Raw genomic sequence first — 11903 nt, forward strand, 5'->3', positions numbered from 1 at the left:
ACTCTCAAAGCTTCAGAAATATTTGTTTATTTCTTTCTTCATTGTTGACAAAACAGCGTTGTTATTGTAAACAAATTACAGTTTTTGAACGCGGGCAGTATAATAAATTCTTATTAATTTGTGGGAGGGCGGTATGAAGAAGCTTGTTTGGCTCGCAGCGCTGGCAATGTTCGCAACCAGCATGACTGGTTGCACTCAGAGGATCACCGATTTCACCATCATTTCCTCGAAGAACGTCGATCTTTCCAACGCGGCTCAGTTCAAGAGGGACATCAACAGGATCGAAGGGACCGACACCAAGCCGATTATCATCTTCCCGATCGGCATTCCGAACGCCAAAGAAGCCATGGACAACGCTATTCAGCGCGTTCCGGGCTGCGTTGCCCTGGTCGACGGCGTGCTCGAGCACGAGTTCTTCAGCTTCCTGTTCGGTTACACCAGGTACCGCGTGAAAGGCACCTGCCTCATCGACCCGAGCCTGCTGAAGTAAGCTCCCTTTACCAGTCGAAAAAAAACGCCCCCTTTTACCAAGGGGGCGTTTTTTTTTGCCTGTGGTACGCACCCGGCGGAAACCCTCCCTCACCCGGCCTTCGGCCACCCTCTCCCCCGAAGGGGCGAGGGTAATAGTGGGAGGGCCTTCGGCCACCCCGGGGAAGGGGATAGTAGGCGCTCTTGGCGAACAATTCACCCGGCTGTAACAAACTCTCCACAAACCTCCTGTAGGAAGATGATCATCCCAATTCCGCAGTTGAGGTAGTAATGGACACAATCTTGATTATTGAAGACGAGCGGGACCTGGCCGAGCTGGTGGCCTTCAATCTCCAGCAGGAGGGGTACCGGACCCTGATCGCCTCCGATGGCGCCCAAGGGGTCGAGGAGGCCGGCCGCAGCCTCCCCGACCTGATCCTTCTGGACCTGATGCTCCCCCGCCTGCCGGGGACCGAAGTCTGCAAACTCCTGAAGATGGGCGAGAGGACCTGTTCGATCCCGGTCATCATGCTGACCGCCAAGGGGGAGGAGATCGACAGGGTGGTGGGGCTCGAGGTGGGGGCTGACGACTACGTCGTGAAGCCGTTCTCCACCAGGGAGCTCGTGCTGCGGGTCAAGGCGGTGCTGCGGCGCTGCAAGTCGAAGGTGGAGAACGATTCGGTGCTGTCCGTGGGGGCGCTGTCGATAGACCCGATCCGCCACCGGGTGGTCATCGCCGGTGCCGAGATCCCCTTCACCAGCACCGAGTTCAAGCTCCTCCACACCCTGGCCCTGCGGCTTGGGCGGGTGCAAAGCCGCGAGCAGCTCCTGCGCGACGTCTGGGGGTACAACTACGTGGAGGATACCCGCACCGTCGACACCCACATCACCCGCTTGCGGACCAAGATGGGGGACGCCGGAGAGCTCATAAAGACCGTGCGCGGCTTCGGCTACAAGATGGAAGCGGCCTGACTCCTTGCCTTGCGCCGACGAGAGTGCTATGAATTGGGCAGGCTTGGACGCCGGAAGCGGGGAAGGGGAGGGGACGTGCTCAAAGGAAAAGTGGCGAACGCCGTGAAAACGGTACTCAAGCAGGGGCTCGCGCCGGAGCAGATCGCCCTCACCGTCTGCCTCGGGAGCGCTGCGGGCACCATCCCGGTGGTCGGCGGTACCACCCTTCTCTGCGTCCTTTTGGCCGCCCGCTTCGGCTTGAACCAGGCCGCCATGCAGGCGGTCAACTACCTCGCCTACCCGCTGCAGATCGCCCTGTTCATCCCCTTTTTCCAGCTCGGGGAGCGCTTTCTCCCCTGGGGGCCCGCCGTCTCCCTCTCCATGCTGAAGGCGCTTTTGCACGGCCAGTTCACCGTCGGCCTCGGCCTCATCGGGTGGATCACCCTGAAGGCGGTGGCCGCCTGGCTGGTGACCGTTCCTCCCCTGGTCGGGATCCTCTATCCGGTGCTGGTCAAGATCCTGAGGAAGCGGCCGGTCGCCCTCCCGTAGGGTGGGCAACCCGTGCCCACGCGGATCTGACCTGCGCGCAGGGGCCCGTTCGACCGTAGCGGTCCCGCTGGTCGGCATCCTCAGGCCCAACCGTCCGGAGTGCCGGCAGTAACGAAGGATTCACCTTTCCGAAACACGATCTTCATATTGACGGCGTACAAGACTTCCCTAAGACAAGGTAAAAGGTCTGACAGGAGGTTCATTTGTCGCGCCAGTTTGCAGCATCCCCCCCGCAGTTCACCCCGGCCACGGTAACCGATTACGACCCCCATTATCTGAAAAACATCATGCAGCGGCTCCTCGAGCCGGAGAGGGCGGGGCAGCCGCTTCTCGAGAGGCTCCCCTTCGGCCTGGGAGACTGCACCGCGGGCACCGAGACCGAGCTCCAGGCTGCGGTGGTAGGCGAGCGGGACGCGGTCGACCTGCCGCGCACCATCGAGGAGTCAGAATACTTCGCCAACCTCGTCAAACGGGCGGCTTCCGGCGACACCCATAAAAGCCACATCGACTTTCTCCAGCGCTACCTGGCCGTCAACCGGGACCGCGTATGGGAGAACAGCTGGGTACGGTTTCCCCGCCGGCTTCTTTCCCCCTTCGCCCAGCGGGTGCTGGAGGCCGACCTCTTGGCCGACAAGACCGATCCCTCCGCGGGGAAACGCTCCGATGCCGGACGCTTCTTCCTTGCCGGTCCCGGCGGCGAAGAACTGCTCAGGCTCCCCATCAGCTATCTCCTCAAACTCTCCCTTGCCGACCTGATCGGCTCCCAGAGACTCCCCGCCGAGCTCCGGGCCACCGGGGAGCGGCTCATGGGACACTACCTGAACGACAACACCTCGCCCGAGACCTTCTCCTTCCACGTGGTCCCCTTGACCAGGGAAGGGGGGATGGGGCGGGCGGTGGCCCGCGAGACTTCCAAGCGTTTCCTCTTCACCCAACTCCTGGCCCAGTACGCCAACGAGCACCTCGGGCTCGCCGAGAGCGGGCAGCGGGCCCTGGTCCACTTCGCCCCTCACCCCCCCCTGCGCCAGAAAAAGCTTAACGACCACATAGCCGACGCCTTCTACCGCGAGCTCTTCATGAGCCCCTGCCTGTCGGGATGGGACCGCGGGGAGGAGAAGTACCGGTACATGCAGCTTTGCCACCAGGTCCTCTCCAGGAGCCAGCTGAACGCGGTGGCGAAGCTCAGGGAGGCGGGGATCATCACCAACAACCTGGTGGTGCTCCCCAACGTCTCCAACGTGAGCCTCGCCAATAACGGCACCCACGTTAGCCTCGGAAGCCGCAAGCTCGGCCGGCTCCTTTCCGATCCCACTTCCGGGTTCAACCACCTCCACGAGAAGTACTGCGGCGACCTTGCCATCAAGATGGCCGAGCATTTCCTCCCGCTCTTCGTCGGGACCTACTCGGCGGCCCCCTATCGGCTCGGGTATACCGATTTCCACCCCGAGCGCGCGCTCGGCTACCTGCCGCACGAACTCGACTTCACCCACCTGAGGATGCTCTGGCGGCGGTGGCAGAAAAAGGCCTCCCTCACCGTCTTCGGCCAGCCGGTCACCCCGTTCGGCCCCCCCTGGATCGACCGGATGGTGAGCGCCGCCTGCGGGCTCAAAGGCGATTTCGTCCCGGACTTCCGGCTGATCGACTACCTGATCTGCCTCCTCTCCACGCCCCAGAGCCCAGCCCTCGATGGCAGGCCTGGGAGCAGCGAAAAGCTCAAGCGCGACCTGAGCGAGATGGGGGTCTTCGACCGGCAGATGTCGCTCTATCTCCTCTACAAGCTCAGGGAGTTCAACGTGATGGGCTTCTCCGGCTTCGAGGGGAGGCACTACAGCCAGTTCGACAGCCTGGAGCAGGATCTCGGGCGGGCGACCGATCTGCAGGCGCTCATCAACGCCCTCGCCTTCAAATACCTCGCCGACGGCACCCTGAGCCGCTCCGAGATACCGGACGGGCCGGCCTTGGAGAGCGAACGGAGACAGATCTTCTTCGCCGCCGCCATCGGCATCCCCACCTTCTATGTGAAGAAGAACACCGATAACCGGTTTTTGATGCGGATCGTCTCCCGTACCCGCGAGGTGCGCGGGAGCGGGCGCTACCCGGGCTACCTGCGGGTGAAAGTGCATCACTACCGCCAGGCCCTCGTGGAGCTCCTCAAGGAGGAGGCCGGCGACCTGATCGAGATGATGGGGCTTTGGGAGACCATCACCGATCTCTCGAGGAGGCTTACCGAACCGGACGAGTATTCGGCGGCCGGGAAGCTCACCAGGGGGATCCTGGGGGAGATCGATGCCACCTCCCCGATGCATGCTGCGGCCGACGACTTCAACCGGGGGGCGGAGCGCTACTACCGCGGCCCGCTCAGACGGCGCCACATGGAGGAGGGGCTTCGCTTCCTGCGCGAGGACTTCCGCTCCCTCGACCGCCTCGCCGCCGGTGGCGACCAGATGGTGCGGAGCACCCTGGCGGCCCTGGAGGTGGAGGCCGGCGCGGAGGCGCTCCTCGACACGGTGGGCGCCGACTTCCTCAACGACCGCCTGCGGGGGGAAGGGCTGCGGCGCCTGATGAATGTCGTCCTCCTCACCGTCGCCCGTGAGGGTGGCGCGGGAACCCGATCAACCACAGGAGAAGAGCATGCAGACCATGCAGCACCAGTACATCGAGCGGGATAGCGGGGCGGTCCGCAGCGAGCCTCTCTTCGGCGACCGGGTGGTGAACCTCCTCTATCACCGGGTGCGGGAGAGTGCCCCGTCCCTTTTCAAGCTGGTCACCAGCTCCCGGATGACCTGCCTTCTCGGCTTCGTGAATTACGACCTTCCCTTCGCGGGGGGATCGGCGACCGCCAGGTTCCTCAAGGAACTCAAGGTCGACCTGGGGGAGTGCCTCGATCCTCCCGGCTCCCTGCGCACCCCCCGCCAGGTGTTCGAGCGCCGGATCCGCTTCGAGGAGTGCCGCCCGATGCCCGCCGAGCGCGGGGCGGTGGTCTCCCCTGCCGACGCCCGGGTGCTGGTGGGATCGCTTCGCGACGACTCCCTGCTCCTCATCAAGGACAAGTTCTTCACCTACCCCGAGCTCCTCTGGCACAAGCTCTGGATCGGCGCCTTCAGCCATGGCGATTTCGCCCTCTTCAGGCTCACCCCCGACAAGTACCACTACAACCACCTGCCGGTCTCCGGCCAGGTCATCGACATCTACTCGATCGACGGCTCCTTCAATTCGTGCAACCCCGGCGCCATCGTGGCGGTGGCGACCCCCTACTCGAAGAACCGCCGGGTGGTGACCATCATCGACACCGACGTGCCCGGGGGGACCGGGGTCGGGCTGGTGGCCATGATCGAGGTGGTGGCCCTGATGATCGGGGAGATCGTCCAGTGCTACAGCGAGGAGGGATACCGGGAGCCGCGGGAGGTGAAGCCGGGGATGTTCCTGAAAAAGGGGCAGCCTAAGTCGCTGTACCGTCCCGGGAGCAGCACCGACATCGTCATCTTCCAGCGGGGGCGGGTGCGCTTCGCCGAGGACCTGGTGGAGAACCGGTACCGGATCGACGCGGCCAGCCGTTTCAGCGAGGGGTTCGGACGCCCGCTGGTGGAAACGGACATCAGGGTCCGCTCCCTGCTGGCGACGTCGACCGACCTTGCATCTTACTGACTAAAAGCTACCCTCACCCGGCCTTCGGCCACCCTCTCCCCCAAGGGGGGCGAGGGGAATTATCAGGTTCCCTGACCACCACCCGGCGGAAACCCTTCAAGGGGAGGGGCAGGGTGAGGATGGGGTAGAAAATCGACACGGAGGAACAATAGATGGATCAATTCACCTTCATCACTCTCTTAGCCTTTGTCTCGGCTCTCTATCTCTACTGGGGGATCAAGAAACTCCCCCACGAAAGGATGCAGATCGCCGCCGCGGTCCCGTTGAGAAAGGATGCCGCCGGCCGCTGGCAGGGGCTCAATCTCACCTGGTACGGGATCCTGACCGCCAATGCCTACGTGGCCGCGGTTATCGTCGCTCTCGTGCTGATGAGATCCGCCGGCATCTCCTTCAACGCGATCACCGCCATCGTCGTCCTGCTCCTGGCCTTCTGCGTCCCCGCCTCGAGGCTCGTGGCCCAGGTGGTGGAGGGGAAGCGCAACACCTTTACGGTGGGGGGCGCGGTGTTCGTCGGGACCCTGGTCGCCCCTTGGGTGGTCGAACTGGTGAACCAGATACCGGTCGGCGACCGCGGAACATTGGTCCCGGTGCTTCCCGCCCTGGCCGCCATCTCGATCGCCTACGCCTTCGGCGAGGGGTATGGACGGCTCGCCTGCATCAGCTTCGGCTGCTGCTACGGCAAACCGCTCTCCTCCTGCCATCCCGGTGTCGCCCGGGTGGCGTCCCCCTTCGCCCTGGTCTTCACCGGCAGCACCAAGAAGATCTCCTACGCCTCCCACCTGGAGGGGGTGAAGGTGTTTCCCGTGCAGGTGGTAACCTACCTTCTCTACACCGCCACCGGCATAGGGGCCACCGCCCTCTTTCTCAACGGCTTCTTCGGGGCGGCCTTTCTCCTGTCGCTGGCGGTGACCCAGCTTTGGAGGGTTGCCTCGGAATTCCTGCGGGACGACTACCGGGGGAGTGGGAAGATCTCGGCATACCAGTGGATGGGGATGATCGCCGTGTTCTACGGATGCTGGGCGGTCCGGCTGTTTGAGGACGGCAGACGCCTGCCGGATCTGGCGGCCGGGATGGACGGGTTCTGGAGCGTCGGGGCCATGCTGCTCATACAGGTCATCTGGGTCGCCATCTTCCTCTACACCGGCCTCAGCAGGGTGACCGCCGCCACCATGAGCTTCCATGTGAATGTGGAGAAGATCTAAAATCTCCCCTCACCCGGCCTTCGGCCACCCTCTCCCCCAAGGGGGGCGAGGGTAATGAGATACAGGCCTTCGGCCAGCAAAGAGACGATGGAGAGGAGAGTGCTGAGGAGGAAGAGTGCGGAGAACCTTCCGTGGGGCGGCGTCGCAACGCAGGACTAAAGCTTTTCCGATTCCCGCCGATACTGGTCGCAAGAGTGTCGGTCGAGGTTCTGGAGCCGTCCGGATCCTCTCAATACTGAAGCCGGAAAGAGTTTGCTTCCAGATGTAAGCTGCCGGTCACACCCCTGACTGCATCGCCCGCCCCTCAGACTCTACACCTCCAGTATCTGCCGCCGTCGCGTTCCAGTAGCAAATTCGGGGGTGAGTATGACCATCGTTCTGGGATTGTGGAAACTGCTGAGGGGAATAGGTCTCTACTCCTATATAGCCGTCATCGTCGCCTTCGTCCTGCTGATCTCCTTCCTGACCCGCCCCTTCGCAAGCCCCGAACCCCGTCGTATTTAGTCAACAGTGACCATGTTGTAACAGGAAATTCATATACAGGAGCCATACTGCCTCCGCACGATAAGGAGACAGTGATGATCCAACAGGACGATATTCCGAGTATTTCCCGCATCGGAAAACAAGCCGTGGTGATGGAGGCGGATCAGCAGGTGAGGGCTCTCGCCAACCTCTTCCAGGACGACCCTGATCTCATGGTGGTGCCGGTCAAGGGGGAGGAGGGATTTCTCGACTGCATCAGCCGGAAATCGTTCCAGAACCTGATGAGCCGCCCCTTCACCCAAGACCTCTACGCGAAGAAGCCGGTCTCCGCCCTGCTCGGGGCCTTGAAAGGGCTGGGGGTGGCGATGGCACCCGGCACCGATATCAACACCGCCGCCCTTGAACTCCTCTCCGTCGATCCCACCCTTCAAACGGAAGCCTTCCCCCTGCTGGAGAACGGCGAGTGCATGGCCGTCGTCAAGGTTTCCGACCTCATGCTGGCGGTCACCGAGGAGCAGAAACGTCTCCTGGAAGAGCTCGACCGCCTGAGCTCCCGTATCCGGGAGGAGGTGGCGCGGGGAGTGAAGATCCAGCAGGATTTGCTGCCGGATTCGCTGGCGACCTTTCAGGGGATGACGGTGGCCGGGGGCATCACCACCAGCTCCGAGATCGGCGGCGATTTCTTCGATTACTTCACCATCGGCGATCACCAGGTCGGCCTCGTGGTGGCCGACGTGAGCGGCCATGGCGTGCAGGCGGGGATGGTGACCACAGCCGCCAAGGCGAGCCTGCACACCCTCCTTTCCCTCGGGGTGACCACCCCGGGCGGGCTTCTCTCCGGGATGAACAACGCCATCCTGCAGACCGCGCGCCAAAGCCTCCTGATGACCTGCCTTATCGCCTGTATCGACACTACCAACCACCAGCTCACCATCGCCAACGCCGGGCACAACTTCCCCTTCGTCATCCGGGCGGAGAACGGAGAGCCCGAGATGATGGAGACCGCGGCAGGATTCCCCCTCGGTTTCGACAAGGACACCCGCTACCAGGAGTCGGTCCACCACTTCGCTGCCGGTGACGCGCTCTTCCTTTACACCGACGGCCTGGTCGAGTGCACCAACTACCTGGGGGAGGAGTTCGGTTACCAGCGGATGACCAGCCTGTTAAAGCAGGTGACAGAAAGTGAAAGAGCGGACCAGCTGCACGCCTCGATGCGCCGGGGTGCCTCGGCATTCTCCGGATCCCCGCTCTTCGAGGACGACGTAACCACGCTCTACGCCGTGAGAAAGGCGTGACCTACCAAAGGAATCCCCAGATGCAAACCATACTCGCCATATTCAAGGATTCCCGCGATGCCGGTTCCTGGTCCGCCTACCTGGACGGCATCGCCGCCCTCTGGACCATCAGCGCGGCCGACGATCCCGACCGCTCCCTCTCGGAATTGCAGCGCCGGGGAATCGATCCCGCCGTGGTGATCGTTTCCTCCCGGCTCTATCCCGCCGAGGACCCCGACCTGGTGGGACGGGTCCGGAACTATTTTCCCGCGGCCGAACCGCTCCTCCTTTCCTTCGCCGACGACCCCGCGCCTCCGCTTTCGCGCCTGGCGGCAGATTCCATCCGTCACCTCTCCATTGACGGCGGCGATGCCGACGCCGATGGGAAGGGGTACTTCGACCGCGTGATGGCTACCATGCTCGACGGGCGCCCCGTCTCGGTCTCGGACCGGCTTTCCGGCCGCCACGAGGTGATGAGCTTCCAGGTCCTTTCCTCCACCGAAAAAGAGGGGCTCTTGCGACAACTGGGCGACGCGCTGCACGGGGAGGGGGAGCTCTTCGAGATGCTCCGCCAGCGGGCCGCCCTCCTGGCCGACGAGCTCATCGAAAACGCCCTCTACGGGGCGCCCCAGGCCGCCCAGGGGGTAAAACTCTTCTCCAAGGGGGAGCCCCGCGAGACCTTGCCCGGCGAGCGGCTCACCTTCAGCTTCGCCTTCGACGGCGAGACGCTCGCCATGGAGATGTCCGACAACTGGGGAACCCTCGATCCCGACCTGGTGGTCGAGTACCTGGCCCGCAACCAGGAGCAGGCCGGGTGCGAGGACCTGGGAGGACGCGGCCTTTTCCTCATCTGGCGTTTCTTCGATCATTTTCAGGTTACGGTGTACCCGGGGGTGAGGACGGTGGTGGGGGGCGATCTTTCCCTCTCCACCTCCCTCGACCTCGAGGCCCCGCGCGGATTCCACGTCACCGAACACAAAAAAGGAGAGACAGCATGTCATTCGCTTTGAAAAGCAGCGCAGAGACGGCCGACTATTTCGCGGTAGTCGGTACGGTCGACATCAGCAGTGAGAAGTTCTTCAAGGGGATCCCCGCCCGGGTGACCCGCAGCCGCGTGAGGCTCGACTTCTCGAAGGCGGAGCGGATCAACTCGATGGGGGTGGCCCTCCTTTTGAGGTGCCTGAAGGAGATCAGGGAGAAGAAGCAGGCCTCCATCACCCTGGAGGGGCTGGCGCCGATGCACACCATGCTTTTCAAGATGACCGGTGTCTTCCTGCTGGCGGACGCCGTCCAGGGTGCCACCAAGTGAGTCGTGCGATGATGGCGTTGAAAAAAAAAGGCTCATCCTGCGGGATGGGCCTTTTCTTCGTTGCGGTTGGCTTGGCGGTTACCCCGGCATCTGCTGGGAGGTGAGGAACTGCATGACGTCCAGCAGGTTAACCAGCCGGCGATAGATCCTGTTTTTTTCAGTGAGATCGCTGGTGGTCGCCAGTTCGTTACGGAGTTCGCAATAGCGTTCGAAGGAAAGATCGAAAGGTTTTTTCTTCGGTTTCTTGAGGGGCTTGGGGCCCGGAAGGGAATTGCCGGTGCGGCTGACCGCCCGTGGAAGTTTGGGTAACCCTGTCATCACATCTCCTTTTCCAATGAATAACAGAAAGGATACCACATGAAGATCACGGGCGGATCAACCGCAGGTTTCGGTTGGGTAAAATTTCGCTATTTTCGCGCCAGGACTTCCGTCACCCTCTCGCGCAGGGCCGCCACGTCTCCTTTGCAGATGTAGCCGTGGACCCCGTGGACGGCGACCAGGTTTCTCAGCATCGCCTCGTCGTTGGAAGAGTAGAAGAAGATCGGTATCTCCCGCTCCGCGCAAAAGGGTTTCAGGTGGCTCACCAGGTTGTTCCCGGAGAGGGCCGGCATGTTGATGTCCAAAAGGACCAGGTCCGGGTTGCAGCTCTTCACGAAGTTGGTCGCGCCGAAGGCCCCCTGGTAGGTCTCCACCTCCAGGTTCTCCGCCTCCAAAAGCGCCTTGGCGGTGTAAAGGTGCATCTCCTCGTCGTCAATTACCAACACTTTCTTTTTCTTACTCACTGACACTTTCTCCTTGATGGTCGTTTAGCGGCAGGGACAGGACGAAGGTGGTTCCTTCCCCGTACCTGCTGGTTAATTCGATCGATCCCCCCAAAAGCCTGGCCATCTGGTTGCTGATCGCGAGCCCGAGCCCGGTTCCCTCCCTGGTTTTGGTGGCCGCGTCCTCGATCTGCCCGAAGGCGGTGAATAAAAGGGCGAGGTCCTCGTCCTTGATGCCGATGCCGGTGTCCGCCACCGTCACCAGGAGACCGCCGCCGGTCAGTTCGGCGGCAAGGGAAATCTCCCCCCGGTCGGTGAATTTGGCAGCGTTTCCCGCCAGGTTCAAAAGGATCTGGCGAAGCTTCATCCCGTCGGTCACCGCCGTCAGCCGTTCGGGCGCCTCCAGCCGTACGGTGACCGGCTTTTCTCCCACCAAAAGGCGCACCGTCTCGGCCACCTCCTTAAGCTCGGCGACCACATCCACCTCCTTGAGGGAGACCTCCATCTTCCCCGCCTCCATCTTCGAGAGGTCGAGGATGTTGGTGATGATCGTCCTCAGATGGGAAGCGGTCGACATCAGGAAGGTGAGCCGCTCCCGGATCTGGTCCACGGAGCCCGCATCGGCAGCCATCTTCATGAGATGGGTGAGGGCGACGATGGCGTTGATCGGGGAGCGGAGCTCGTGGGTAACGTTGGCGAGGAAGTGGGCTTTGACCTGGTTGACCCTCTCGAGCTCGTGGCTGCGGGCGGTGGCCACCTCCTGGATCAGGACGCTCCTGGTGAGGGCGAGGCTTTGCTGGATGACCAGCTCCTTGAGCGACAAAAGCCCAAGGAACGACCCGTCCGATGAGGCCACCACGATCTCGTCGTAGACGTCGGCGGGCGCCCTCCCGCAGGCCTTTTCGACCACCGTGTCGAGGAGTTCCTCCTCGTCCACCATGAGGGGCGATCGGTCGGCCAGCGTGATGATGGGGGACTTGGCGTGGAGCTCGTATCCGAACCGCTTGGAAAGGGTGAAGAGGAGCTTGGTCCTGGTGATGAGGGCCAGCGGCCGCTCCCCTTCCACGACTCCGAGAGCCTCGAGGCTTGGGTCGGCGCGGAAGAGGTCGTAGACACTGGCGACGGTGATGCCGGGCTCGACCCGGTGATCGGAGAGGGCAAGCTGTCCGACGGTGATCAACTGTTCCTGGGTGAGGGGTTCCTGCATGCGGGTATCCTGTCGTGGGTGATGTTGCCGCGGATGCTCGGCATCTGCTGCCCC

Annotated in this window: 13 protein-coding genes; 10 read left to right on the top strand and 3 right to left on the bottom strand. The window is 62.7% G+C overall.

Annotated features, from left to right (window positions below):
• Window positions 1-133 precede the first annotated feature (133 nt).
• The 10 genes from ACYVL5_RS13360 to ACYVL5_RS13405 all read left to right on the top strand — a co-directional run bounded on the left by ACYVL5_RS13360 (window position 134) and on the right by ACYVL5_RS13405 (window position 9881).
• On the top strand, window positions 134-490 hold the full coding sequence (locus ACYVL5_RS13360; RefSeq protein ID WP_460596072.1) for a hypothetical protein: 357 nt from the start codon (window positions 134-136) through the stop codon (window positions 488-490).
• 269 nt (window positions 491-759) lie between these two features.
• On the top strand, window positions 760-1440 hold the full coding sequence (locus ACYVL5_RS13365) for a response regulator (RefSeq protein WP_460596073.1): 681 nt from the start codon (window positions 760-762) through the stop codon (window positions 1438-1440).
• A gap of 75 nt (window positions 1441-1515) precedes the next feature.
• Window positions 1516-1968, top strand: a complete 453-nt coding sequence (locus ACYVL5_RS13370; RefSeq protein ID WP_460596074.1) for a DUF2062 domain-containing protein — start codon at window positions 1516-1518, stop codon at window positions 1966-1968.
• A 203-nt stretch (window positions 1969-2171) separates the two neighbouring features.
• Window positions 2172-4637: a hypothetical protein gene (locus ACYVL5_RS13375; protein ID WP_460596075.1), complete on the top strand. Its 2466-nt coding sequence runs from the start codon at window positions 2172-2174 to the stop codon at window positions 4635-4637.
• Window positions 4600-5613 (top strand): phosphatidylserine decarboxylase, encoded by a 1014-nt coding sequence (locus ACYVL5_RS13380; RefSeq protein WP_460596076.1) that lies wholly within the window; start codon window positions 4600-4602, stop codon window positions 5611-5613. The genes ACYVL5_RS13375 and ACYVL5_RS13380 overlap by 38 nt, the downstream gene beginning before the upstream one ends.
• Before the next feature lie 152 nt (window positions 5614-5765).
• The gene (locus tag ACYVL5_RS13385) at window positions 5766-6815 is read left to right on the top strand and encodes a prolipoprotein diacylglyceryl transferase family protein (RefSeq protein ID WP_460596077.1); all 1050 of its coding nucleotides are present in this window, start codon (window positions 5766-5768) and stop codon (window positions 6813-6815) included.
• A 366-nt stretch (window positions 6816-7181) separates the two neighbouring features.
• Window positions 7182-7319, top strand: a complete 138-nt coding sequence (locus ACYVL5_RS13390) for a hypothetical protein (protein ID WP_460596078.1) — start codon at window positions 7182-7184, stop codon at window positions 7317-7319.
• A gap of 74 nt (window positions 7320-7393) precedes the next feature.
• Window positions 7394-8593: a PP2C family protein-serine/threonine phosphatase gene (locus tag ACYVL5_RS13395; protein ID WP_460596079.1), complete on the top strand. Its 1200-nt coding sequence runs from the start codon at window positions 7394-7396 to the stop codon at window positions 8591-8593.
• Window positions 8594-8613: 20 nt separating this feature from the next.
• Window positions 8614-9582 (top strand): hypothetical protein, encoded by a 969-nt coding sequence (locus ACYVL5_RS13400; RefSeq protein WP_460596080.1) that lies wholly within the window; start codon window positions 8614-8616, stop codon window positions 9580-9582.
• On the top strand, window positions 9567-9881 hold the full coding sequence (locus tag ACYVL5_RS13405; protein ID WP_460596081.1) for an STAS domain-containing protein: 315 nt from the start codon (window positions 9567-9569) through the stop codon (window positions 9879-9881). Before ACYVL5_RS13400 ends, ACYVL5_RS13405 begins: the two co-directional genes overlap by 16 nt.
• Before the next feature lie 78 nt (window positions 9882-9959).
• Here the strand turns inward: ACYVL5_RS13405 and ACYVL5_RS13410 are convergent, their stop codons facing one another.
• The 3 genes from ACYVL5_RS13410 to ACYVL5_RS13420 all read right to left on the bottom strand — a co-directional run bounded on the left by ACYVL5_RS13410 (window position 9960) and on the right by ACYVL5_RS13420 (window position 11849).
• Window positions 9960-10199: a hypothetical protein gene (locus ACYVL5_RS13410; protein ID WP_460596082.1), complete on the bottom strand. Its 240-nt coding sequence runs from the start codon at window positions 10197-10199 to the stop codon at window positions 9960-9962.
• An 89-nt stretch (window positions 10200-10288) separates the two neighbouring features.
• Entirely contained in the window at window positions 10289-10663 is a 375-nt protein-coding gene (locus tag ACYVL5_RS13415; RefSeq protein WP_460596083.1) for a response regulator, read from the bottom strand.
• Window positions 10656-11849 carry an ATP-binding protein gene (locus ACYVL5_RS13420; protein WP_460596084.1) on the bottom strand — a complete coding sequence of 398 codons (1194 nt, stop codon included), beginning with the start codon at window positions 11847-11849 and terminating at the stop codon, window positions 10656-10658. Before ACYVL5_RS13420 ends, ACYVL5_RS13415 begins: the two co-directional genes overlap by 8 nt.
• Between the last annotated feature and the right edge of the window lie 54 nt (window positions 11850-11903).

The sequence above is a fragment of the Geomonas sp. Red276 genome, from assembly GCF_054784495.1.